The sequence below is a fragment of the Acaryochloris sp. IP29b_bin.137 genome, assembly GCF_028285745.1.
Classification (GTDB): Bacteria; Cyanobacteriota; Cyanobacteriia; order Thermosynechococcales; family Thermosynechococcaceae; genus Acaryochloris.
Genome location: NZ_JANQOP010000211.1, coordinates 1 through 26,534 on the forward strand (window position 1 = coordinate 1; position 26,534 = coordinate 26,534).

Annotated in this window: 12 protein-coding genes; 3 read left to right on the top strand and 9 right to left on the bottom strand. The window is 43.1% G+C overall.

Features of this window, described 5'->3' with window-relative positions:
* On the bottom strand, positions 1 to 2,811 hold a 2,811-nt coding region (locus tag Q0991_RS14820; protein ID WP_366524966.1), incomplete at its 3' end, for a beta-ketoacyl synthase N-terminal-like domain-containing protein.
* Positions 2,812 to 4,137: 1,326 nt separating this feature from the next.
* On the opposite strand from Q0991_RS14820, the gene Q0991_RS14825 reads away from it, so the two are divergent.
* From Q0991_RS14825 to Q0991_RS14835, 3 genes are read left to right on the top strand one after another with little or no spacing between them, the layout of a single operon-like run.
* Positions 4,138 to 5,346, top strand: a complete 1,209-nt coding sequence (locus Q0991_RS14825) for an ABC exporter membrane fusion protein (protein ID WP_299489550.1) — start codon at positions 4,138 to 4,140, stop codon at positions 5,344 to 5,346.
* A 6-nt stretch (positions 5,347 to 5,352) separates the two neighbouring features.
* Complete coding sequence (gene devC / locus Q0991_RS14830; RefSeq protein WP_299489552.1) at positions 5,353 to 6,528, top strand: ABC transporter permease DevC; 1,176 nt, start codon at positions 5,353 to 5,355, stop codon at positions 6,526 to 6,528.
* A 21-nt stretch (positions 6,529 to 6,549) separates the two neighbouring features.
* The gene (locus tag Q0991_RS14835; RefSeq protein ID WP_299489553.1) at positions 6,550 to 7,248 is read left to right on the top strand and encodes an ATP-binding cassette domain-containing protein; all 699 of its coding nucleotides are present in this window, start codon (positions 6,550 to 6,552) and stop codon (positions 7,246 to 7,248) included.
* 19 nt (positions 7,249 to 7,267) lie between these two features.
* Here the strand turns inward: Q0991_RS14835 and Q0991_RS14840 are convergent, their stop codons facing one another.
* The 8 genes from Q0991_RS14840 to Q0991_RS14875 all read right to left on the bottom strand — a co-directional run.
* Positions 7,268 to 9,280: a serine/threonine-protein kinase gene (locus Q0991_RS14840; RefSeq protein ID WP_299489555.1), complete on the bottom strand. Its 2,013-nt coding sequence runs from the start codon at positions 9,278 to 9,280 to the stop codon at positions 7,268 to 7,270.
* 198 nt (positions 9,281 to 9,478) lie between these two features.
* Positions 9,479 to 11,131: a GMC oxidoreductase gene (locus Q0991_RS14845; protein ID WP_299489557.1), complete on the bottom strand. Its 1,653-nt coding sequence runs from the start codon at positions 11,129 to 11,131 to the stop codon at positions 9,479 to 9,481.
* 175 nt (positions 11,132 to 11,306) lie between these two features.
* Positions 11,307 to 12,593 carry a DegT/DnrJ/EryC1/StrS family aminotransferase gene (locus Q0991_RS14850; RefSeq protein WP_299489559.1) on the bottom strand — a complete coding sequence of 429 codons (1,287 nt, stop codon included), beginning with the start codon at positions 12,591 to 12,593 and terminating at the stop codon, positions 11,307 to 11,309.
* An 85-nt stretch (positions 12,594 to 12,678) separates the two neighbouring features.
* The gene (locus tag Q0991_RS14855) at positions 12,679 to 13,611 is read right to left on the bottom strand and encodes a sulfotransferase (RefSeq protein ID WP_299489561.1); all 933 of its coding nucleotides are present in this window, start codon (positions 13,609 to 13,611) and stop codon (positions 12,679 to 12,681) included.
* A 496-nt stretch (positions 13,612 to 14,107) separates the two neighbouring features.
* Complete coding sequence (locus Q0991_RS14860; protein WP_299489563.1) at positions 14,108 to 15,559, bottom strand: MOP flippase family protein; 1,452 nt, start codon at positions 15,557 to 15,559, stop codon at positions 14,108 to 14,110.
* 993 nt (positions 15,560 to 16,552) lie between these two features.
* Positions 16,553 to 17,461 carry a sulfotransferase gene (locus Q0991_RS14865; RefSeq protein WP_299489565.1) on the bottom strand — a complete coding sequence of 303 codons (909 nt, stop codon included), beginning with the start codon at positions 17,459 to 17,461 and terminating at the stop codon, positions 16,553 to 16,555.
* A 193-nt stretch (positions 17,462 to 17,654) separates the two neighbouring features.
* Positions 17,655 to 22,694, bottom strand: coding sequence for an AMP-binding protein (locus Q0991_RS14870; RefSeq protein WP_299489567.1), 5,040 nt, complete (start codon positions 22,692 to 22,694; stop codon positions 17,655 to 17,657).
* A 1,449-nt stretch (positions 22,695 to 24,143) separates the two neighbouring features.
* Positions 24,144 to 26,534, bottom strand: a 2,391-nt coding sequence (locus tag Q0991_RS14875) for a tyrosinase family protein (RefSeq protein ID WP_299489569.1), incomplete at its 5' end; no start/stop codon positions are given.

Here is a 26,534-nt window from a genome sequence, read left to right on the forward strand (position 1 = left end):
TCGCAATTGATGATCGCTATCCTTCTGCCGACTGGCATTGAGAGCAATGGCCAAGTGGGGGCGATCTCCCAAAATCTCTTGGACAAGATTCGTCAAAATCCGACGGGGGCCAAACTCCACAAAGCAGGAACCGCCTGCCTTATAGATGTTTTCAATTTGCTTTGTAAACTGAACCGGATGGCTCAGATGCTCCTTCAAGTTCGTCCGTAGGGCCTCAATCTCAGTGGGATACGGTGCTGCCGTCACATTGGTGTAGATCGGACGCTGCGGAGCCTGGAGGGCAATTTCATCCACGGCTTCGGCAAAAGGCTTCTGCGCGTAGTCCACCAACGACGTGTGGAATGCAGCCGAAACGGGCAGCCATACGGTCGAAAACTTTTGTTCCTTCAGAGTCGCTTGTACGGGTTCCAGGTCAGATCGGATACCGGCTAACACCAATTGCTTCGGCGAGTTGTGGTTGGCAATGGTTACCTTGGGAAACGCCTTCACGACAGCTTGGATGGCGTCCACCTCCCCCTTCACGGCCAACATGGTACCGGGGTCGGCCCCAGCCTCCGCAGGTTTGGCCATCGCTTGCCCCCGAGCCTTCACCAGGGCAAAGTAATCCTGATCCGTGAGGACATCGGCCGACCACAGAGCCGTTAGTTCACCGAAGCTGTGCCCTGCCACAAAGTCCGGCTGAAATCCAGCTTGCTGCAAAATTTTGTACAGACCCACACTCAGTGCCCCTAATGCTGGCTGAGCATACTCCGTCCGCTGTAGCTCCTGCGCCTGCACCTGAACTTGCCCTTTGTCGAACGCCGGGGCTGGGAAGACCCGTCCCGAGGGCGGCTCCAGATCGGCCTGGATAAACAGCTCGTCCACCGCGGCAAAGGTCTGCCGCAATTCTGGAAAGTTGACCACCAGTTCGCGGCCCATGTTTACATATTGAGACCCTTGACCAGAGAACAAAGCCACGACTTTCCCCTCTAGGGCTAATCCCTGTCGACGGTAGAAAATTCCTGTGGGATGCTCCCAGGTCTCGTCTTGGGCTTGGTGCTTAAGGCAGGCAATCGCACATTCTAGTTTTTGAGCTGCTTCTGACCGAGACATGGCGACAAATCCCAATCGGGACGCGTCCACCGTGATCTGCAGGGACTTGGAGGTCTCTATGAGGTCAGCAAAATGACGGTCGCCTGCATCAGAGCATAGCTGCTTCAGGGTGCGATCGCATTCACGCTGCAGCTGATCCGGCGTCGCCGCCTGTAACAAGATGGGCTGGGGAGTGCGGTGCAGGCGATAGGAAGCGTGATGCTCTGATTCATATTCTTCTAAAACAATGTGGTAATTCGTTCCCCCAAACCCGAAGGAACTCACCCCCGCTCGTCGTGGATGTGCCGATCTCACCCAAGGTCGAGTCTCAGTATTCAGATAAAAGGCCGAGTCCTCAATCTGGAGTCGCGGATTCGGTTGAGTGACATTGATCGTCGGAGGCAAAACCTTGTGATGGAGAGCCAGCGTCGCCTTAATTAAGCTAGCCGTCCCCGCAGCAGCCTTTGTGTGCCCAATCTGTGACTTGACGCTCCCCAGCGCCACCTGCCCTCCAGCATCAAATACTTCATTGAGGGCCGCAAACTCAGTAGGGTCGCCCACCATCGTTCCGGTGCCGTGGGCCTCAATCAGACCGACGCTGCTGGGGGCGATGTCTGCGTCCTTATAGGCCCGCTGGAGCGCTTTGACCTGACCGCTAACGGAAGGCGCATAAATACTCTTGTATTTGCCATCACTGGAGGTACCAATACCCTTGATCACAGCGTAGATGCGATCACCCTCTCGCTCGGCATCCTCTAAGCGCTTCAGGACCATCATCCCTAGACCTTCGCCCAGCATCATGCCGTCTGCGTCAATATCAAAGGGACGGACCTGCTGGTTACGGGACAGTGCTGGCGTTTTGCTGAAACAGAGGTAGGCAAAAATCGAGTTATCCACATCGACCCCACCCGCAAGCATCATGTTAGAGCGACCCTCCAGTAGCTCGCTGATCGCAATTTTAAAAGCTGCTAACGAACTGGCACAGGCTGCATCGACCGTACAGTTTACCCCTCCCAAATCCAGGCGATTAGCAATCCGGCCCGAAACAATATTGGCCAGCATCCCTGGAAAAGCATTTTCTTCCCATTCGGGGTAGGCGGCTTTAATCTTAGCGACGACCTCTTGCGTTTCCTGATCAGAGAGGCCATAGCTCTTTAAGACTCTCTCCCAGATGGGATATTGCAGTCTAGCCCCAAAGGGAACGGCCAGCTGGCGACCAGCGGCAACACCTAAGACAACACCAGTGTTGCTGCGGTCGAAGGGGTTTGATTGACCGTACCCCGCATCCTCTAGCGCCTGCGACGCTACCGATAGAGCCAGAAGTTGCGAGATATCCGTTACCTCGAGCAGATTCGGCGGAATTCCATAGGCCATGGGGTCAAAGTCCACATCCGGGATAAAGCCACCCCGCTTGCAGTAGGTTTTATCGGTTGCTTTAGGATCGGGGTCAAAATAGGCTTGAGTATCCCAGCGAGAGGCGGGCACCTCTGTAATGCAGTCAACCTGGTGGACGATGTTGTCCCAATAAATCTGCAGGTTTTTGGCCTGGGGAAAGAGGGATGCCATGCCAATAATGGCAATCGGTTGCTGCTGAAGTTGGGAAGCGTTAGGTATTTGAGACATGGCGTTCTTCTTTCTAACAGAGTGTTTTTCTCTAACCGTTTTAATGAGAGCTAGCTCAAGATCAGAGATATCTTGCTGAAGTTGCAATAATGCAGATCTCTTTTCAGAGGAAAACATAGCTCAACCTCAGAATATCCACCGTGCTATTCACTTCAATCAAAGGCTTGAGAATAGCTGCCTAAAAACTCAGCCATACTATCTATGAAGATATTGGCTAACTAAATTAAGCTTGGCTCATATGACGTGTAGATTCATGCATTTTGATCAAGATATGGGGACTTAAAACCACCAAACCGCAACCCAGCATTTTGTATAACTGAATAGCTTATTTGCAAAAAAATAAATCTAAAAAGTTGCAGAGATAACCGTTAGTCTCTATCTGAGTTAAGACGCTCTGCTAAAAAGATATTGTCCAATCCGAGGATAAATGCATTGCATCAGTTAACAAAAAAAGCTTAATCACACTTAAGGGCAACTATTACAGAGTACACTGATGACTAGAAGCCAACCCAACCTTGAGAAACACCCCAAAAGTTTTGGTAAAAACTACTCGCTTGCTCTCTAATTGTTAACAATCGGAAAAGGAAATACTGCCATCACACCAATGCAGAACTTATTATTGCCTACAAGCAGCGCTAATAAACCAAGCTCCTACCTAACACTATTAGGCCAACAAATGCCTTAAGTACTTACAGTATTTGCTTGAACCACCAACAACATGGAAATATTTAAGACAAAATCGCTTCAAGTCACCAATGCATTCGAAAAATAGACAATATATTGCCATTTACTAATATGTGACCCAAGTATCCCACACACAAAAGACCGAGGGTTATGTTCTAACGCAGATTAACTGCATTCTAGGAGAAAAGAAAGTAATAGGCTGTATTTTAATATACTTTTTCTGATGAATTGACCTATTTTTTTGATTCAATGGTCGAAGCTATCTTGAGACTTGACCTACAAAGATTCTATTGCTAAAGTTTCGATATTAGCAGTCTAATGAGCCTTAATTTCTCAATCCAATCTATTCCCATCACCAATAAATCGTTGACTTAACCGTGTTGAGTTAGGCGTTAAAAATTAGCTCATAAAATGTTTTTCCTCCATAGAAAACTCCGATATTCACATCAACATTCTTAAAAAACAATAGTCAGCGTAACCTGCACTGACTATTGCCCGTCAATCATGTTCTATCTAGCTCGTTCGAATTAGACTAGTTCTGTTGAATACGCCACTGATGTGATTCAGCAGCAGAATGACCCTTAAACCTTAGTTTCTGTAGAGCTTAGGAGAAGGAGTAACTTGCCACAATTCGGGTATCAAGATGTCTTGAAATAGAGATATTAAAGGCAATGGTGCATCAGAGCCTGTTGCCCTTTACTTCAACGTAAATGGCTTTCACTAATGGTTTGAGTTCAAGCTCCATACGTAAAACGACCTATGAATAGCAAGCAAGTTCGGCAGCTCGCCTCCGCCAGATTTCAGTGGGTTGCCACGATCATTATCACGGCATCCTTGTCTATCGGTGCAACGTTCCTACTAAGCCCACAGGTATCAAGTCTGCTCCGGTCTCAGGCTGAGTCTCAAGCCCTTTCATCCACGCAAGAGACGGCTCCTAAAATGAAGTCTGTTTCAGCCCTTGGACGCTTAGAGCCAAAGGGCGAAATTGTGCGGCTCTCCGCCCCTAATTCCCTCAATGGAACCAGCACCAAAATTCAAAAGCTTTTGGTACAGCAGGGTGATCGCGTTACCAAGGGGCAGGTGGTTGCCATCCTCAACAGTCGTGATAGTTGGTTGGCCGCCGCGAAACGGGCCAAAAGCGAGGTGCAGGTAGCCAAAGCTAAACTCGCCCTGGTGAAATCTGGAGCAAAGAAGGGGGATATTCATGCCCAAGCGGATCGTATCAATCGCCTATCTGCAGAACTCAAGGGCCAAGTTTCGGTTCAGCGGGCCACAATTGCAGGGCTGGAAGCCGATCTGAATAACGCCACGGTGGAATACCGCAGGTACCAGACCCTTAATGCTGAGGGTGCCGTATCGGACTCCGAGGCTGACAGTCGGCGGTTGCGCCTAGCGCAAGCGCAGGAACAGCTCAAAGAGGCCAAAGCAACCCTGCAAAGAACCATTCGGACCACCCAAATTCAACAAAATGAGGCGAGGTCAACCTTGGATAGTATTGCGGAGGTTCGTCCGGCGGAAGTACAGGTAGCGGAAGCCGAATTGGCGCGGGCGATCGCCATTGCCCATCAAGCTGAAGCAGAATTGGCCTTAACCTATGTCCATGCCCCCATTAACGGTCAAATTTTGAAAATTCATGCCTGGCCTGGAGAAACAATTGATCGTGACGGCATCGCTGATATGGGTCACACCCGGGAAATGTATGTTGTGGCAGAGGTTTACGAAACCGACATTCATAAAGTTCGTCGCCATCAGACCGCCCTGATTACCAGTCCTGCTTTTTCAGGGCAGCTTGACGGGAAAGTCAGTGACATTGGTTTGCAGGTTGAACGCCAAGAGACCTTTAGTACCAACCCCCTGGTGCAAACTGACAATAAAGTTATTGATGTCAGGATTCGCCTGGATCCAGCCAGCAGTCAAAAAGTATCCAGCTTCAGCAATTTACAGGTTCAAGTCGTGATTCAGAGCTGATGGGTTATGATTGCCGCCATCCCTATCGCATGGTTACAGCTTATTCATCAGCGGGTCCGCTTTGCCGTCACCTTGGCCGGGATTGCCTTTGTGGTGCTGTTGCTGTTTATGCAGCTCGGCATTCAGGACGCCCTGTTTGAAAGTTCCATTCGCGTCCATCAAAGTCTGCAGGGCGATCTGTTTCTGGTGAGTTCCCAATATCAAGCCCTAACATCACAGCAAAATTTCCCTAGAAGTCGGCTTTATCAAACCCTGGCCTCGGATCAGGTTGAATCTGTTAAGCCCCTCTATATCCAGTTTGGAAAGCTCAAAAATATTGAGACGGGCCAGAAGTACGCTATTTTCGTGTTCGGGATTGATCCCGGATTGCCCCCTTTTAGCTCACCGGAAGTGATGCAAAATCTTGATCAGGTTAAAAGTGCTAACTTTGCGCTTTTTGATCGGGATTCTCGCTCTGAGTTTGGTCCCATTTCCGAGCGCGTCGAGAAGGGCGAGAAAATTCAAGTTGAAATCTCTCAGTTTGGCGAGATTACGGAGGCCAAGCGGTTTGAAATCCGCGGACTTTTTAGCTTGGGTACATCCTTTGGGGTAGATGGCAACATTATTGTCAACGCGACGGCCTTTCTGCATACCTTTGAAGATCGGCTGGCCGAGGAAATTAATATTGGCCTCATTACCCTGAAGCCGGAGACTAATCCTCAACAGGTGCGAGCCAGCTTAATTGCAAACCTACCGAAGGATGTTCAGATTTTGTCTTTGGCGGACTTCAGCAAACTTGAGAAGCGCTACTGGAACCTGAGAACCCCGATTGGCTTTATCTTCAAGATCATGGTTGTTATTGGCCTAGTGGTAGGGATTGGGGTGGCTTACCAAATCCTGTATAGCAATGTCTCTAATCACATTATTGAATACGCTACCCTGAAGGCGATTGGGTTTAAAAATAGTTATCTCCTTAAAATCATCTTTAAGCAAGCGTTGTTGCTGTCTACCCTGGGCTATATTCCTGGCACCCTTGCCGCAGTGGGCGTATACGCGATTGCTGAGGATGCGACCAAGCTTCCCGTTGTTATGACCGCCAGCAAAGGGATCACGGTCTTGTTTTTAGTCACTATGATGTGCGTTTTTTCTGGCCTGCTGGCGATGCAGAAGCTCCGCTCTGCCGACCCCGTCGATGTGTTCTGATTGTGGTTGATCACGGCCCTTATGTCCCCCGATTCCCTGCTTACGGTAAACCATCTGAATCACTATTTTGGTGAGCACGAACTCCAGCGCCAGGTTCTTTTTGATATCAACTTAGCCATTCAGCCGGAAGAAATTATTATTCTGACCGGGCCATCGGGAGCAGGGAAAACGACGCTCCTCACCTTACTGGGTGGATTACGTTCGGTACAAATGGGGAGTATTCGGTTCCTGGGACAAGAGCTACGGGGGGCAACCGAAGCCCAACGAATTCGGATGCGACGTCAGATTGGCTTTATTTTTCAGTCTCACAACTTGATGCCTTTTTTGACGGCCAAGCAAAATGTGCAGCTTTCCTTTGAACTGTTTGATGATGTATCTGAGCAAGAGGCGGAGTCTAAAGCAGAAGCAATGCTGTCGGCCATGCACCTGGGCAAATATATCAACTACTATCCCCAACAACTCTCGGTGGGGCAAAAACAACGAATTGCCATTTCTAGAGCCCTCGTTATCAGTCCTCAGCTCGTTTTGGCCGATGAACCCACTGCCTCCCTCGATAGCAAAACAGGACGTGACGTTGTCGAACTGATGCAAGATCTCGCGAAAAAGCAGGGGTCTGCTGTGTTAATTGTGACGCACGACAATCGTATTCTCGGGTGTGCCAACCGGATTATGACCGTAGAAGATGGCCATCTGCGGGAAAAAGAGCTTGAAGAAGTCTAAGATAAATTCGTCAGAGGTTCTACTGCAAGGTCCTTAGCAGCTTACGGGTTGCTCGATACCGTCGAGTATCCCCTTGCTGCTGAAACAGATCGGCGGCTATCTTAAGATCCTCAACAGCCCCAGCAATATTATTCAGTTTGCTTTTGGCGCTCCCCCGGTTGTAGTAGCTATCGGCAGGGCTATCGCTATTTCCCCAGCCAGAATTGATCGTGAGCGCTTCAGTATAGTCCTCAATGGCAGCTTTATACCGCTTGAGGGCATGTTTTGCTTTACCCCGGGCACTGTAGGCAAAGGAACTTTGCGGATCTAAGCGGATGGTTTCAGTACAGTCTGCGATCGCACCTTCTGCATCCTTTAACTTCAGTTTGGCTTCCCCTCGATTGCAATAGGCAAAAGGATTCTCAGAATCAAGGCGGATGGATTCATTGAAATCTTCAATGGCCTGACGACTTTCACCTAGTTTGTAACGCGCCACCCCTCGATTGTTGAACGCATCCCCATTCTCAGGATTGAGGCGAATGGTTTCTGAATAGTCTTCGATAGCTCCCATATAATTCGTCAAAGCCGCTTTAGAAATACCTCGTTGCAAATAGGCTGGCTCATATTGGGGATTGAGGCGAATGGATTGGCTAAAGTCTTCAATTGCGGCGCGGTGCTCTTGCAGAGCGGATTTGACATTACCGCGATTATAGAAAGCCAAGACAAATTGGGGATTGGCTTGAATGGCTTGGTTATAGTCTTTGATCGCGGCCTCATAGTCTTTGAGGGCAAATTTGACATTGCCACGACCATTTAACGCATAGGCGTAGTTTGGGTCCTGCTGAAGCGATTCCTCGTAGTCTTGCAAGGCCGCTTGATATTGCTCTAGCGCATACTTGGCATTTCCCCGCCCTAAATAAGCTTGAGGATTATCCGGGCTGAGACGAATGGCTGCGGAATAATCTGCGATCGCAGCCTCATAGTCCCGACGACTATACTTAGCATCCCCCCGGCGAATAAATGCTGATGCGCTTTCCCCTGATGTTTCCGTCGAAGCCGTATGAGTGGTGATCATATAGGTGATCCCCGTTAAGCTGCCCACGACCAAGCATGCGATCGCAGCCCCGATCCAGATCCTGCGAGAGCCACCCAACTGGCTGAGCCTAGAAGAACTAGGGGAGTATCGAGTTAAGTCTTCTAGAGCCTCCCGGGCTGATTGATACCGCTGATTGGAGTCTGGATTAAGCAATTGAGTGAGGGTGGCTTGCAGCTCAGAACTTAAGGGTTGAGCCACATGCGACTGCCAATCCTGACTCCAGAACTGTCCTTGGGTTTGAACCAGTGCTGACGGAGACATCCCACTCAGAAGATGAAAACATGTGGCCCCTAAACCAAACAAATCGCTGACGGGGCTGGCATGACCTTGGAGTTGCTCGGGCGGCCGATAGCCCATGGAACGGCTGCTAATTGGTCGCTGTAAGGCTTGATTTTCGTTGAGAAACTGAGCAATGCCAAAGTCAATCAGGATATAGTGTCCATGGCTATCCTGAAGGATATTTTCTGGTTTGAGGTCCCGATGCACCACCCCCTGCTCATGTACAACTTGTAATACCGGTAACAAATCCAAGAGCAAGGTGTGCACTTGAGCCTCGTCGAACGGTCCTCGCTGCAACTGATCGAGTAGCGTTTTCCCTTCAATTAACTGATGAACCAGATAAAGATACTCTCCTTCTTGAAAGTAGGCCAATAAGTCTGGAAGTTGGACATGATGACCTAGAATTTGCAGTTGCTTAGCCTCGTTTTGAAAGAGTTGAACGGCATCAGGATTTGCACCAAAGGTCTTCAGAGTTAATTGCTTAACAATGCATGGAGTATTGAGTTGATCGACATCCTCAGCTAAATAAGTCTTACCCCACCGTCCAGATCCCAACGGTTTTATGATTTTGTAGTGTTTATGAAGAAACTGGACTAAGGCCGTGCCACATTGCTGACAATACTTGTGAGTGTCAGGATTAAGCGGCTTAGGGCACTCAGGATTGAGACAACATGTCATAAAGCAGCAATTTTGCATGCATCAATGGCCTCAAACTGTTGTCAAAGCATACCTAGTATCGGATAAAGACCTTCCTGAGTGCAAACTTCTAACCTACTTTTAACAGGTACCTAAAAAGGGAATAATAGGTCATACAGTGTAGATAAAGTGAGTATCGATGACATCAGAACTCGAGGTTGAGAATCTAAACCATTTAGGCTAGATCTTCGCCACTGTCTTTATATGATCAGCCAATCGAAGAGCGAGCGCAATGATAGTTAATGTCGGATTTGCATAACCTGCTGTTGGAAATACTGAGGATCCTGCAACAAACAAGTTGGCAATTCCGTGAACACAACAATTCGCATCAACAACCCCGTAGCGAGGACTATCACTCATTCGAGTTGTGCCGATATGATGGGCCATTGCAGGTTTATAAAATATTAGATTATCTTTGCTAGAGCATAGCTGGAGATCCCCAATCCCAGCTTTCTTAAATTCCGCTTTCCAGATATCCTGAACCCGTTCAATATTTTGGATATCAATGTCGTTTAGTTGCCAGTTAACTTTTACCCGAGGCAGACCTAAGCGATCAAGTGTATCACCCAGTACCACGCGATTGTTTGGATTGGGGGCTTGCTCAATTTGATAAATGACTTCAAACAGAGAAAATCGCTGTTTTTCATAGGGCAAATAGGACCAGTCACCTCGCTGTAATCCTGGAAATCGTCTTACCATAGACCAAAAACCAGCAGATACGAGGTAGTCGAACCCCCTCAAAGAAGCAATAACCAGTTGGGTAGTTTCATCAGAGAACTGACGCTTCTTCAACAACGTAAATAATTTTCTCGCGGAACGCGTGGCTTCTATCTGACGAGGCAGTGGTTTTGGGAATAGCTGGGCACCATTGTTCATCAGATGCTCACTTCTCATAAAATCCTGTTGCATGGCAACCCAAGCCATAGCTGGAGTACCCTGCAGTTCCTTTACATCATACAAAGCAGTCGTTTTAAACAACTGTTTCGTCCTTGGAACTAGCATGCCGCTTTTTACAACAGGTCTTTCCATAAAAAAGCGACCCACTAAATCATGCTGATTACCTAATCCTTCCTTTTGCTGATGATTTGCCAGCAGAAGCATCCGAGCATTTTCAATCCCCCCTGTTGCCAAAACAAATATTTTTGCTTTCAAGAAAAATTGCTTGCCCTGCAAACAAGCAATTTTTACTCTTTCTACTTGATTTGAAGATTCATTTGTTCTGATATCGATAACATTGGCATGGATCAATACCGTAACGTTTTTTGACTGCCGAATTTTCTCAGGATACTGAGATGTAAATGGCTTTCGGAAACCGTAATAGCTCATTTTCGTCAATAAACAGTCCCCTTTAAACGGTAGGGGTTGATCGGGTTGATCTTCCTCATCTTCCTGATTGTTGACTCCATAAGAGTAAGAGCCAATTTGACACACTTTGTGAGCTCTTTCATAAAAAGGGTCGAGGTGAATCTTTTTAAAAGGCCAACCGCTATGCGGAATCCAACTTCTTTCTTCAAAATCGATATCATCTAGTGGCAAGCATCTGAAACCAGGATTGTGATACCCTGCTTGAGCTTCCCAATAGTGAGAAGTCCCTCCCAACTGCCGACATCGAAGTGAGGAGAGGGACGGATAGGGATCTCCAATAACTTCTCCACCTGCTAACTCTTGCGTCTCTTCATCAAAATTCAATCCGCCACTCTCAACTAAACAAACCTCTTGCTTACGGTTCAGAAATTCTAAAGCTAGTGTCAGGCCTGCAGGCCCACTGCCGATAACACAAATGTCTTTTTCCAAAACCTCATTTTCAGGTAGGTCATGTGCATCAATAAGCATTTTGTTTGAAACCTAATTTTATATAAAATTTTTACAGAGTATTTTGTTGAACTGGAAAAGCCTGTTTTGATAAAGGAGCAACCTCAATAGTTCCAGCTTGATAGTCTCAATGAGTGAAATCTAAAATTCCCTTCTTGAAACCCAGCGAGAAAGATTTTCTGAAAGACTGATACTCTTATATACCAATCTTTTTGCGAACAACTCCTGTTACCCAAGTTAGTGAAGGAGCAACAGTCTTTCTTGCATGTGTTTGAATCTTATGAATCGCTTCCACAGCTTTTTGTACCTGCTCTAACTCTCCTAACATCACTTGATGAGGTAAACTAACCACTGTTTCTTGGATGTTTTCTGCATTAGGCAAAGACATCGAAGCATAATCTGGTAAAGTTTGGCCAGTCGAATCAGACTTGATTGCTTTACCTCCCGCACCAAAAATACGATTACGGAAGAGAGGAGTCTGATGAATAGCTGGGTAATTAGCTGCATTACAAGGAATCCCTTCAGCGCTTAGCGCTTTCAGAAATAGGGAGCGTGATAGCCCATTAAAAGCTTTGGAATCATAGTAGAAAGAGTATAAATATCCCGGTGCAGAATCAAGAGGATCTCGATACTGTGGTGTTATCCCTTCAATGTCTTTGAGACCTTCTTCTAAGCATTGAATACTTTGAAGACGCACTGGACTTTGTTCCTCCATTCTTTGAAGCTGAATGGCAAGAATAGCAGCTTGGAAAGGTGTCATTCGATAATTAGAACCCAGTACCTGATACTCATTAAAATTGGCTTTATATTTACGTCCGCAATTATATAAACTCCAACACTTTTCAAAAAGTGATTTATCTCTAGTGACAATTGCACCACCTTCCCCAGAAGTCATGGTTTTGGAACTTTGAAAACTAAATGAACCAGCAATGCCTAAACTACCTGTCTGTCTCCCTCTAGAAGCACAACCATGAGCATGTGCACAGTCCTCCACTACAAATATTTTTTTTGCTTTAGCTATTCGAAGAATGTCATCTACTGGCCCAACAACTCCTCCCAAATGAACAGTAATAACAGCCCGAGTACGACTCGTAATTGCTTCACTAAACCTTTCAGGATCTAAAGTCATCGTGTCAATGCAAACATCAGCCAGTACTGGGGTAGCACCGGCCATGAGTACGGATGATGCAGTAGCAATAAAAGTATATGCTGGGACAATAACTTCGTCACCAGGTCCAATTCCTAATGCCCGTAAAATAGTTTCTAATGTATGTGTTCCATTAGTTAATGACAATGCATATTTAGATCCTTGAAACTTAGCAAAAGCACTCTCAAAATCGGCAATAGCTGGATTGGTCATCCACCAATCTCCACTATTAACAACATTTACAACAGACTCAACCTCTCGCTGATCAAATACCGGCCATGAAGGAAAGGTAGATTGTAAAACTGGGGTACCACCGAACAAAGCTAGTTTTGCCATAGTATTCAGGATTCTAATTTTGTTACTTAATTATTCTAAGAAAGTAATCTGCCCTGGTCAGAGCAATATCTCTGACCATCTATTGTCAATGCTCTAACCAAAACCGTAAATCTCTACCTAAAAGACCACTCAGATCTTGGATTTCATCTGCAAACTCTTCAGATAGTATAGATCTTAAAGATGGATCTAGTGGCTTGCGAGCTCTTTTAGGTGAGTTAAAGGTTTGCAGCATAAAACGTATCCTACTTCGCATTTGCTGCGGGAACAGTGTTTTACTTAAAGATCGGAGACGAACGGGTGGGTTCTTAATTATTTGTTGTAGCTTGTAATTTCGAATTGTTTTATTCGGATTGACTATCTCAAATTTTGGCTTGAAGCCAGAGTCCTGACAACCTAAAAAATGAAGTAATTCTTGATAAACCTGCAGTGTGTTACTTTTGAAGTCATCAAAGATAACGACCTTGATCTGCTCTTTATCAAAGATCTCAAAATAGACTCTTAGCTGTTTAGAAAATTGAGCAATTTCTTTATAAAAAAAACATTCGATAGGATGATCAGCCTTATCAGGTCTTTTCATCATCTTTTTTCGCTCTGTTTCAGCATTAATAGCCTCTTTAAAGTCACGGATATTCTCATCACCCCAAAAAACTAACTGTGAATGCCAAGAATGCATCATATCAATAGGGTTTCTAAGCATAACAATAATTTTAGCGTTTGGGCATAGAGCCTTAATCTCTGCAGCTGCCTTTTTAGAATATAAATAAAAGACTGAAGAATCTCCAACAACCTGATGTGGCTTAGCTGCAGAAAAATAACCTAAATACTCTTCTAAAGTAGGTCTCTGGGAAAAAGCTAAATCTTTGTCAAAATAGTGGATTTCTTGCTTGCCACCAATTGCAGATTCTAAAGTGTTCGAATCATCTGGTGCAAAAATATCAGGATGTTGTACCAAATAAGAGAACATTGCAGTTGTGCCACATTTAGGAGCGCCTACAAGGAGGAAATCAGGCTTTCGCATTATTTTGATCTTGAAGAAGTATATGAATTGACATTAGAGTTAAAAATATTTTTTAATTTATCTTGCATTTTAGTCGACAATTGTATACGAGTGAACAAAGTCCGTAATAGCAGATTGCTTTCTATATTAGTACTAATTATGAGGGTGGTATCATAAATCTTTCATTTGGCCTATTAGCGATAGCTTGCTTTTATAGAGGGATATAACTCCTAATCCCAATAGGGATTGGGACTTTAGATAGATATTTTCATGGATTCACTAAACCTCTTGTAATATTCGTTCCATAGTGTATTACTAATTCAATTGATGTCATTTGACTTTGATTTTTAGTCCTCTACCATATCGTTACTCAATTATGCAAGAGGTTTACTATATAGAGTTAAGATCAATTGAGCATTGCTTTAGATGAATATTTTTAGATTCTAATTTTATTAACTCTAAAAAAAATTACCATAATAAATTTGTAGAAGTTAACCAACAGTTCTCATAAATACCATTAGCTCTTAGACGGTATCGCAGATCGAGCTAAATCCAATAATTCTTTAAAAAACTTTGGCGCAAGGAGAAAAATAGTGCATGCGTAAGTCAATACTCCAACAGCAATACATAAACTCAATAAAACTTTGATATCCAGGTAGCTATTCAGGAAATACCTAAATAGCCATATGCAGCCTACCATAATCCCCGATCCTAAAAGCGGAGTCCCATACCTTGTGAAATATGCCCGAATATTCAAATTAACTAAGTAGCGAAGAACCCAAAGTCGAAGCGGGGCAAATAGATATGTTGAGATGAGTAAACTAGCTGCAACTGCAACAACTCCCCACCTGACAGCGATAAAAAATGCGACGATTTTACCACCAGTATCTAGCACCATTAAGCCGAGATTCCAGGAAGGTTTGCCAAGCGATATGATTACTACCCCGCTTAGATTGAAGACAGAACGCAGTAATCCAACAATTGCTAGCACCTGCATAATCGGAATACTGGGTTGCCACTGCTCTCCGAATAGCCCTACAACTAGCTCAGGTGATAAGACTGCCATACCCAAAAAAGCAGGAAAAGCAACAAAACCGATCATTTCAGTGGTTTTGTAAAAGGTTTGGCACATTTTCTCTTTGTCATCTTGTAATCGAGAAAATGTGGGTAAAACCACCTGCCTAACTGTGTCCACGATTAATTGCGTAAGGGTCACTAGGAGACGATATGCGATCGTATAGTAACCAAGGGCTTCGGGACCTAAATAATAACCAATTAAGAAGTCATCACTTCGCAGGCTAAAAAACACTAAGACACTCATACCCATTACATTAATTCCGAAAGAGAAGAGGTCTTTAAAGTGACGCCAAGAAACCTTAAGACCGGGACGCCAGTCACTCATCCTCCATAAAAGAACCGTACCCACTAAATTGTTCAGCAACTGCTGGCTAACCAGGCTCCAAACACCAAAGCCTGAGAAAGCCATAGAAATTGCAATGGCAGAGCCGACTGACTGGCCAATCAGTCGGCGGACTGCCAATGACTTAAATTCTAGATTACGTCTTAGGAGAGCTTGTTGAGTACTTGCAAAAGCATTAAGAATAACACTAGCCGACAACCAGCGGATAATTGAAGTGAGTTCTGTTTGTTGAAAAGCATTTGCAATTAAGTTTGCTGATGCAAATCCTATTAGAAATAGCAAAATCCCAATACCCAAGTTAACCCAGAAGGCCGTATCTAGGTGCTCAGGTTCTAGCTCCTTACGTTGTACGATAGCATCCGCAAATCCTTGAACCAGAAGTGCCTGGACAAAATGAATAAATATATTGGCCATGGAGATCAGACCAAAAGTAGCTGGATCTAAGGATCTGGCAAGAACTAAGAATGTCAAGAAGAAAAGTGCCTGACCTCCCCAATTCTGAAGAGAAGTCCAAATAACTCCTTGAATAGCCTTTTTTCGCAAACTCATGTGTTTATTGTCCAACTAGAGAGCAGGGCTATTTCATTCTAAAACTAGATAACGACTTTGCGTTGTTTTAGAGATCTGGGAGTCAAGTGCTTTATGCCCGAAATGACTATTTGCAGCACAAAAGATGCTCATTTTGAATGAAATAGCCCTGACTAGAGAGAATGAGTTTGGCTGTTCTGCCTGATCAGGATATGAGGGGAACAACTTGTCTATTTGCATACCTATGGTCAAGAAATCACTACTAGAAGAAACGTTTATAGCTTAAGTATGAAGATGGCATAATATTTTATTTCTTCACTATAAATATGATTGATACAACATGCTTCTGACAAGCTATTCCTCTGAAATAGATTATGTAATTAAGCATAAGGTTTATCGATCAAAAGAGTGAGGTTAGTTATAAAAAAAGAGACGAATCTCGCTCGCTCTTACTTGCTAAATTAACAATAAATAAAGCATGAAAGTATAGAGACAATAGTTTATGCAGATACCATGTGAATATTTATTAGTTATATGAATTTTGAGTAAATTAGATTAAGTAGAAAATACAGATTTTTTAAAAAAGTGAGCGAAATAGACCCTAAACGGAAAGACAGAAGCTTTACCATAAAAAACGGATATCGTTTTTTACGGATGATTCAAAAAAATCAGTAATTAACGCCTCTCATAATAGAGTATTAAGTCCTCGAATCATCTCTAAAACAGCCATTATCTTCTTGAAACCAGTTAATAAACTAGAAGTTATGAAGGTCATTATTGAGAAGGGAATATATGTACCTTGAAATTGAAGGAGATATTTTTGAAGCGATTTACTTGACAAATATGCGGATGTGATTGTGCATATCAAATATATAAAGATAGATACTAAAGTAAACCACCAAAAACTTTAGTATAAAAAAGATTTTAATTTAGAGCTTCATAAATTCAGTTCTTGATTATTAGTTAAAACTGCATGCTATACATATATATTTGCAAAACTAAATACATCCTAAATTAGCAAGAAAGCCATTCAGTAAGGTCACGCTTAATTAAGTCTTGCAATTTCAAGATATCACTTCGATAGAGTTCTATTAATTCTTGCTTGGTACCTGTAGAGATAGGGGGTTTAGAGAGAACAAAGCTCCTAATTTGCTGGCGGATCTTAGGTGGAACCAGACTTCTAATAGACTTAGTCAATGCATTTCTAGTTTCAAGAACCTTATATAGTGAGCGGCTTCTTGGAATACCGGAGACATTATACCTTGAAGAGGTATCTATTTGAACTTGGTCGTCAACTTCAAGAAAATGGAATAAATCATTAAATAATGAAGATGGATTTGATACATAATCTTCGTATAGGTAAACCTTGATTTGGTTATGATCAAAATGCTCAAAATATGAGCATAGTTGCTTATAGTAGAAACCATGCTCTTTGTAGTGCCAAAATGGCCACCAGTTATCTTTAATTCGTTCTTCTTCTGCGTTTATAGCATCCTTGAAATCGGTTAATGGCTCTAATTCATCACGGATAAGATGTGTAAAATTAGCATATGCACGTTCTACTGGATTGCGTAATATTGCTATTATTTTTGTGTTTGGTATATGTTCTTTTATTCTCATAGATGTTTTTTCGCTTAAATATAAGTATATTGGCGACACCTCGCCAATAGCTTTTTCAGTTGTTACACCTGAGAATAACGATTGGTAACTCTCTAAATCAGTAATTGCATTATTGTTAATAGGAATTTTTTCATATTTCCACTGAACATTTTTAGGATAGTTGTAATTTAATTTTTCTCCTTCAAAACAGAAAAATTTAGGTTCATTTATTGGACAAATAAAAATTTCAGGATGTTGCCTAAGATAGCGATCAAGCGAAGTCGTACCTGCTTTGGCTGCACCGATGACCACAAAGTTAGGCATTACCATTGTATAAACTCCAAATTCCTAAAGAAAATTTAATAAGACAAATACTTGATAAGTGTATAGTGAAGGCTGCAAAGAATCATCATTTTTGTAAGCTCAATTGTTGGAAGTCCCCGAAATTAAAGATGTGAATTGCGATCCTGTAATTGCTTCCAAAGTATTTTTTCTGGAATTTAAAAATTCCACGTGGTTAACCCTCGAAACTATTACTACGTACAGCGCAAGAATTTATACAAGCAATCAATTTCCGAGCTAAGGTCTTTACTGAAGGCTCCATAGTTATCTCCAAATGATCACCAGGGATTAATTGCCAATCTAATCCTTCCTTCGTTAATTCGATCCATCGATATTGGCATTCTGGATGCATTGCTGTATGCTCTGGATTATTTTCAGCACTTCCAAACATTGTAAGCTTTCCAGGATAAACTGATGCGATGTAGTTAAGTCTTGCGGTAAGATGACAGGCAAAGGTTTTCTGTATATTTACTTCTTGAAGACTTAGACTTTCCTGTTGTTGGGACTTTCCAAATGACAACACTGAGCTTACAGTGCTCAGTAAGCTTTTTTTAAACTTACGAAGCGAGCGAACAAAACGAACTTTAGGTTTATTAGCAGCTTCAGGCCCCCATATATCCTGGGTAACATTTGGTGGGACTTGTGTATCGATTAAAGCCAAAAAGGCAACTTTCTCACCTTGCCTCAGCAACTGTTGCCCCATTTCAAATGCCACAATGCCTCCAAAGCATTGCCCGCCAATATAATAGGGACCTTTGGGTTGTACCTTTCTCATTTCTTCAATATAGGTAACAGCCATCTTTTCTACTGAATCTTGAGGCTCTTCCTTGCCATCCATGCCTAAAGGTTGAAAGCCATAAAAAGGGTAATTCGTCCCCATGTAACTTGAAAGCTTATTGAACTGAATCACCGTCATTGCTGCTGGAGGTACACAGAAGAATGGAGGTTTCTTCCCTTCAGGTTGGATAGCAACCAGAGTCGAGTAGACTGCTTCTTCTTTCTTATCCAGAATATGAGATAGTTGCTCAATGGTGGGAGCTTGTAAAATCGTTTCCAAAGGTAATGTTACCCCAAATACTTTTTCAATTTTGGCAAATAATTGTGCTGCTTTTAGGGAACTACCGCCTAATTCAAAAAAGCTTTCGTTAACACTAATATTGGCAGCTTCCAATACTGCTTTCCACATATTAGCTAATTGCTGTTCTGTTTTAGTACGGGGTGAGATCTTTTGATTCTGACTCTTCCCGTCTGCTAATGCCTGCAAATACTCTAAATTGATGCTGCCATTTTCTCGCTCGGGCATTTCTTTTAATTTTTGCATGGTAATCTGAGATGAAAAACCAAAGCTATCTCCCACAACAATTTCTTCTAACTTATTTTGAATGTTTACTGTATCAGAGGTTGTGTAATATGCCTTCAATTTTTTCATCTGTAAATTGGGAGATTCCAAATATCTCAGAATATTGGGTTTTGCTGGGTTAAGACCCACCAAAATATTGGAACTACCGTGCTGTAAACCTGCAATCAGTGAATTCAGACCTTGCTGAACTGAAACGGGTATATATCCTTTAGCTTGTAGTACTTCCTTGGCTTGGGAATGTTGGCTTAACCCCACACTGTCCCACATAGCCCAGGCCAAACAATAGCTCTTTACGTTGCATCGTTGCTTTTGGTAGTAGGCAAAGTAATCTAGATAGGTGTTGGCTGCAGCATAAGCACCGATCATGGCACCTCCAAAGAAACCCGCCAACGATGAAAAACTAAGAAAAATAGCGTCGGGCTTATCTTTAAAGATCTGATGTAGATTCCAGGTGCCGCCAACTTTCGGACGTAGTGTCTTCGCTAAGGACTCATAACTTTCTTCTGCTAGTGTCCTTTCAGGTGCGCTACCCGCAAGGTGTATCACACCTTTTAGGGGACTTTGCCAATAGTTTTCTGCATCGTCAATAGCGTGTTGAAGTTGCTGTAGATCACCTACATCAACCGCTCTATAGAGAATATTGTTACTAACTTCCTCCAGGGAAAGAAAGGTTTGAATGCGTTCTGCTGTCTTGTTTTGATCCCTCTCCAAAACGGAATCCCATTTTGTTCGATCTGGTAACTCTGTATTACCGACTAATAGGAGTCTAGCGTCATAGTTCTCCAGGAGATATTTGGCAACATGCATACCAATCCCTCCGAGCCCTCCTGTCAATATATAGAAGGCACCCGTCTCAAAAGGGACCTTGTTTGCTTCTTGAGGGGACCATTGAAAATTTCTAAGTCTAGGTACCCATCTTTGGTCATCCCGATAGGCAACTTCCCGCTCTGAGCTGAGTGATTGAGCTTCTAGGAGAAGTGATTCCGCTTCAGTGTGAATATCTACTACAGGTAAATCTATGTGGGCGCAGGATAGCCATGGAAATTCTTGAGAAGCAGACTTCAGAAGTCCTAACACAGGAGCTTTTTCAACTTCAATTTTCTCTCCTGAAACCACAGGTTGGAGGAAACTAGAGACTACCATCAGTCGTGTCGGAGTTGTATCTTGCTGGGATGCTGCCAATGCCTTGATAATAGATAAAATAGTATAGGTTCCAACCTGTAATCGCTGTTCCAAATCTGCTATGTCAAGAGGATCGCCTTGATACTCACCGTAACCCCACAAATGGAATAGATGTGTGACAGGTAAGTTATCTTGCGCTAAGGATACAAATAATTGATCAAAATGCGTTGGCTTAAGGGGATTGATTAAATACTGGTGATTTGATACTTTTACAAAGTCTTCTCCGGTGCCGACGACAATATACTGACTTCCTTGTTCTTTGAGTTGCTGGCATACTTGATCTCCCAACCCCGAAGTATCATTAAAAACTACTGCTCTTGCAACTTTATTGTGAGCAACTGTCAGAGGCGATAGCGTTTTCTTTATCCAAATCTTTTCGTAAAACCAGTTTGGTAACGTATTTGCGTTTCCCAGTAGAATATCAACTTTCTTGAGCGTACTGCTAAAGTCTCCTGATTCGTATTGTTTGACCAGTTTGGAACGTTGAATCTTACCAATAGCTGTTTTTGGAACGATATCTTTATCGATTGGAATCAAATAATCTGGATTTGCACCAACCTTCGCTATTACTGTTTGGCGAACTGTTCGAATGAGATCGGTTAGATCAACATCTTCTTGTGTGGCTGGGCTAAAAAATATTGCTAGCTTTTCTGTTGCACTGTCTGAATCGCTCACTGCACATGCAGCAGTGAATGAAACTTCAATACCATCTATCGCTTCAATAGCAGATTCGATCTCATGATTGTAGTAGTTGGAACCATTAATAATGATGGTTTCTTTAGCACGCCCTGTTACTACCAGATGGCCCTTAGAAATGAAAGCCAAGTCACCTGTGTCAAACCATTTATCTTCTAAAAAGACTTCCTTATTAACTTCTGGATTCTTATAATAGCCAGGTGAAACGGCAGCCCCTTTAACATGGAGGCGTCCAACAGTATCTTCTTCAAGGACATTATTTTGACTGTCAACGATACGGATCGAAACGCCCGGAATCACAGTCCCTAAATCTGTAAAGCTGGAACCATGAGAATGTTGTTGACTAACTCTTTTAACCTTTCCTTTTAAGGATGACTTATCGACTGTGTGACGAAGAATAGGATGTGCTTCCGTTGGTTGATAATATGTGATGCCCGATCCCATTTCTGCCATGCCAAAAGCGGGCTGAATAGCTGTCTTCTGAAAACCATAGGAGTCTAAATTATCAATAAATTCTTCAACCGCTTTAGATGAGACAGCTTCGCCAGCCGTCAACAATGATTTTACGCAGGACAAATCCCATTGATAGTGACTTTTTCCTTGACTCAGTGCCTCATTCACTAAGGCATAGGCAAAGTTTGGAGCCCAGCTATGAGTAACACGGTAGCGATGGATTAACTCAAGCCAGTTAAGAGGGTTACCTAGTACATATTCTTTAACGGTGTAAACCAGATGGCACCCTAGATACACACAACGAATATGCCAGTCGGAAATACTACCAATATGATCAAAGGGTAACCAGTTGAGAATTATATCTTCAACAGTATGGCCACAAAGGATGTTGGTCCCTAGTGCTCTAGAGATCAGATTGCTGTGAGTTAATGCAATGCACTTCGGTGTTCCTGTACTTCCAGAAGTAAGGTTAAAAAAGGCAGTATCCCCAGGTAAAGCTTGATGATAGTCTTGATCGGGTTTATGAGTTCTTAGTTGGTTAATAGTTGAAATGTGTAGGGTGGTTGTAGATAGCCATTTCGATAGATTCTGTGCAGCCTCAACATGTTCTATGTCAGTAAGGATAAGCGGTTGATCAAGCAACTGCCATACACCACAAAGTTTCTCCAGCATACTATTAGACTCTTCAAAGCTAGGCGGCAACCCTGTAATGACTGGAATAAATCCACCGAGAATACATCCCCAAAATGCAGGAATAATATCTTGAACCCGCTCTAACTGAAAAATAACCTTATCTTGAGGTTTGAGATCTAAATCCCTTAAACCTGAAAGAATACATTCTGCATCAGCTAGAAGTTCAGTGTAAGATTGCTTGATGGTAGAACCATCAGGATTAAGGTAGGTAATGCGCTCTCCCGATGTTTTCGCAGCAGACTGCCCTAACATTTCTGGTAGAGTTTTGGGAACACCATTCCCTTCCGGTAAGCTACCACCATTGACTAAGGCTAATGATTGAGCAGCTTGCAGATCTACTGAACTTTGATTGTCGATATTTTCGTCATACTCATCAAAAGTATCGTCAGGTATATCTTGATATTCCGTTGGTGCCGCTTGCTTCCATTTGGGCAGTACATCAGAAAGATGGAGAACTGAAGATTGGACTGTATTGGCTTGTGAAACTACGGCAACCTGATTGATCCCTGATACTTGTGTAAGCGCAGTTTCCCAGCAGCGTATTAGTTCTGTGTCTAGAATTTCAATTTGAGTCAATGCCGCCTCATCAATGGTCCCCGACTTATTGCGGGGGAGTCTCGAAAGTGGGACAAAGTGTTTAGGAAGAAGGTGACTAGGTAGTCTGGATTCAAGGTAGTCACTTAAACGTTCAGATGAATAGCTTTCAGTGGCAACCACATAAGCTACGAAAGTTGATTCTGTACGTTCTAAGACTATGCATTCTTCAATAGAAGATTCATTTGCCAAAATAGCTGTAATTACTTGAGCATCTGTAATTTGACTATTATTCATGTGGAGACGCTGGGCCAACTCAGCTCTGATGTTATTGATGGCAATCTCTTGTTCGCCTGACATGGATACTGATGGATCTTCTAGAAACATTCTTAATCTCCCCAAAATTTATCTGTTAGCTAGCAATGACTTAGGTTGGTGTTATAACTTCTATTGTTTTTCAAAAATCCGAGAGGAAAACACAGTAGTTCATTAGCTCATTATTAGGCACATATTCACATGCGCTAGTATATTTCTGACAGCGACATATCAATTTTTATCTGGGGCCAACCATATGAAAAAATTAGCTCTATGTAAATATGTGAGACCTGTACAAGGAAACAATTTAGGGTGTTATCAAAAAAGATAAGGATCGGCTTACATTTTTACGCTCCCGTCTACCTAGCTCGTTTACATAACGTAAATTACTTGATACTGCGGGAGGGGAAGAATCTCTAACTCTATAATTTTACTTTTGTTCAGTTAACCATGTCTCTAGAGAGCTGAATCCTGCACTTCCTATCATCCTAACTCTATATTTATTAAGCACAACTGTAAGTGATTGGTATGAGAACGGTTGTGGGACTTTTGTCAGATCATCTGACCTCAACTTCAATTGAAGTTTATTCTCTCGATTGGTTGACATCCTTCTTCACTGATTAAATCGGCTCAATAAGGGATTGTTATCCATGCCAATGTGGTCTAATCGTGATGAAAGAGGTAGTATCAGGTTGAACAAAGGATGTGTCGTTAATACTTGTAAGTCTCTCATGAGTTGGATTAATTATCGTAACGAGTATGGTGTATCTATAATCATCGTATAGAGAATCCTAAAACGGAGTTTATAGTAAAATCGTTTTCTGGCAAAAACTAACAGAGTTCCTTAAGCACCTACTCCATATAGGTTTCCCGCATTGCTTTAAGAAAGAATCACTAGGTAACTAACATCCAGTATGCAGACTCATTAGCCTAAAGAGTTATTGGTAATCAGCTATTTAAGAGAGAGCAGCGTAAAATTTTTGAAGCCTTACTGCGATTCACATATTGACGGCTTAGCAACATGTTGAGACAATCCGATGGGGGTCTTTCGTGTGAGCTGTCTTTAATTAGGAAAATAGTTCAATTCTAAGCACCATAGTCCATGGCATCAAGAAATTGAAACCTGATCATCTTTTTGCTTCATAAGTACATGCTAAGCATTGCAGTGATAGGCGCTAGAACTTGGGCGTACTTAGAACATTCTAGCTGTCTACTAGAAAAATAGGCTTACCATACTACTTCCCTAGCGATAAATGTAGTATCGGAGGTAAAGGTAAGCCTATTTTTGAAAACATTATTAATGGAAGAGTATAGCGCTTAGCCTGTGCTCGTTCGGGTTAAGCCTGTTTTATGAGCTTTCTACAGGAAGAATGCAGGGGGCAAACCTGTATCAGACTTTAAGCCTAACCCAAACCCAAGGGATTAACTCATTTACTCGTAATTAAAGGGCTCGATTAGACAATTGTGCCATTTATGATGAAGCTGAGTGTCGATGATTGGAGTTTTGTGGAGAAAGTGGTTTCGTCTTTTGCGAGATCTTAGTTGTTGAAGCTGGTGGCCAGCATTTGAAGAAGAAAAACTACTAAAATCTATACCAACAAGCCTATTAGGCAGCCCAAAAATATCAGAATCACCATATCTTGAACGATATCGTCTGATCTGAGGTCTGCTAGGACGATTTCTTGTATGAGATTGATAAGAGATTTCTTCAAAGAGTGAACCTTCTCCATGATTTCCATGGTTCATATCATCACCGGATCCCATGCCATGATCCATGCCTCCGTCCCCATGATTTCCATGGTTCATATCATCACCGGATCCCATGCCTCCATTGCCGTGTTCACCATGGTGATCCTCCATTGGAGGCAGAAATTCATCTGGGATCTCTTCGCCTGCTGCTATGGCATCTAACCAGTAATTAATATCTACGTCAAAGGGGAGAAACCAATTTGTGTCACTCGTATGATTATGACCATCGCTGTTTAGAGCCTCTTCACCCCATCCATGGTGGGGAGTAAGGCCATAACCATACATGTCTATTCCTGCGCCAAATCTGGGATTATAAAGGCTAGAGTTGTCTATTTCTTGCAAATCTTCGGGGGTATGAGCGATACCATGCCCAGCTTCAGACTCTTCTTCTAACCCACATAGCTTTAAGATATAGGCTCCATTATGTTGATGGAGTTGATAGTCGTAAGCATTTTGCAATCCATAGATGTTAATAGTGGTGAAATCCCCTTCAATGTCTGAAGCTTTTAGAAACTTGTAAATTCCAAGCTCTGGTTCAACATTGTCGAGGAAATATATATTTAAGGTTCCATCCAAATAAGCAGTGCCTTTAATTTTTAAGACATCAAACTCAGAGATTGGCTTTTTACCCGTGATCTCAATGGTAAGTTCACCCTCAGAGGTTTGTACATAATCACCATGAACCTTGATGATGCCAGGTGAGTTACCTGGATTGACAACACCATCATTCTGTAGATCATTGGCGACTGTAGTATTACCATTTACGACTGTACTATTTCCCTGACCTGGCTTTGAGGGTAATAAGTCTCTTAAATCATCAGCAATCTGAAACGTTCCATCATCCCAGAGAAACATGAGATCATCTACATCATGCCCATAAGGCTGCCCATCCGGTGCATAATCGTCCCAATGTCCATCTAACTGCCATTCAGCCCAGAGCCTGTCAACATTGGCATGAAGAAGCCAAAACATTGGATCCGCAGGGGCTCCTCCTACGTTGCTCATCATGCCACCGATGAAGAAATGGGCATTATTGTGCCCCCCTCTAGCCCGTTCTACTTGTGCGCGGAAGCGATCATAATCGTCCCTCCCGAGCATCGCATCAATATTGTTTGTCGACCCTGGAATCTGCATCCCATTGCGTCCCATATTTCGAGTAAGCGCTGTGGTGTTAGCACTCACTCCTGACCATTGAGCAGAAACTAGGTCTTCTCGAACCTCCCAACCATTATTGGTGCTGAAATGACCGGTTTGAACCACTCCGCCATTGCCTCCCCCTCCATTGGGTCCCATTACTTCGTCAATGAAGACCTCATTCCAGGTCTCATCTGCATCAGTCCAATCCCAATAAGGCACAAAAACATTGGGATCAACTAATTGAAGCGCTTTTTCAAATTCTGCTAAAAGAGCGCGGTGCCAGGGTAAGAATGAATCATCTCCATGGCCAGGGTTGACTTGCGTTTCTCCATTAAGCGCCAGGCGTCCAATTGCATCTGCGGCAGCCACATGAACAGCTACAAATTGGTCATAAATGCTAATTTCTATGCCATTGTCAGTGACCACCATCGTATTTTTGAGAGTTAGGACAGCATTGATGAAAGCATCAATTTCTGTCTGGGTCATATCAGCTATATTCCTTCGGGTGGTTAGGCTAGTTGTGTTTGAAGCCTCATCGGGCAATACATCGAAATTGTTGTAATAACCTTGATCGTAGGTGTAACCAAATGCTGTGAAATCAAAGGCATCGCGAATCGTTAGGAGATCGTAGGTAAGGGTGAAATTCTCTAATGAGCTACCACTACCCGTTGCCGCTGTATTATTGGTGACATTAATTCCTGACAGGGCAATAGCATCATTACCAGCCGCATCTTGGACTGGGGTTGTTCCTGGTGTATAGTTCAGCGTGACTGTGTCGCCATTAGAAATCGCATTATCCAAGGTGAGCGTTACTGTTGAACCGTTTGCGTCAACCGTACTAACAGTCGTTGATATACCATTGACCGTAATGGTGTAGTCGTTACCAACTGGGTCTGAAGCTCCATCTAAAGCTTCGTTATAAGTCAAAGTCAGGGT

What these genes read in the sequence shown, in the direction of transcription:
- Q0991_RS14825 (WP_299489550.1), top strand. Translation starts at nt 4,138, where the DNA reads ATGAATAGCAAGCAAGTTCGGCAGCTCGCCTCCGCCAGATTTCAGTGG.
- devC (WP_299489552.1), top strand. Translation starts at nt 5,353, where the DNA reads ATGATTGCCGCCATCCCTATCGCATGGTTACAGCTTATTCATCAGCGG.
- Q0991_RS14835 (WP_299489553.1), top strand. Translation starts at nt 6,550, where the DNA reads ATGTCCCCCGATTCCCTGCTTACGGTAAACCATCTGAATCACTATTTT.
- Q0991_RS14840 (WP_299489555.1), bottom strand. Translation starts at nt 9,280, where the DNA reads ATGACATGTTGTCTCAATCCTGAGTGCCCTAAGCCGCTTAATCCTGAC.
- Q0991_RS14845 (WP_299489557.1), bottom strand. Translation starts at nt 11,131, where the DNA reads ATGCTTATTGATGCACATGACCTACCTGAAAATGAGGTTTTGGAAAAA.
- Q0991_RS14850 (WP_299489559.1), bottom strand. Translation starts at nt 12,593, where the DNA reads ATGGCAAAACTAGCTTTGTTCGGTGGTACCCCAGTTTTACAATCTACC.
- Q0991_RS14855 (WP_299489561.1), bottom strand. Translation starts at nt 13,611, where the DNA reads ATGCGAAAGCCTGATTTCCTCCTTGTAGGCGCTCCTAAATGTGGCACA.
- Q0991_RS14860 (WP_299489563.1), bottom strand. Translation starts at nt 15,559, where the DNA reads ATGAGTTTGCGAAAAAAGGCTATTCAAGGAGTTATTTGGACTTCTCTT.
- Q0991_RS14865 (WP_299489565.1), bottom strand. Translation starts at nt 17,461, where the DNA reads ATGCCTAACTTTGTGGTCATCGGTGCAGCCAAAGCAGGTACGACTTCG.
- Q0991_RS14870 (WP_299489567.1), bottom strand. Translation starts at nt 22,694, where the DNA reads ATGAATAATAGTCAAATTACAGATGCTCAAGTAATTACAGCTATTTTG.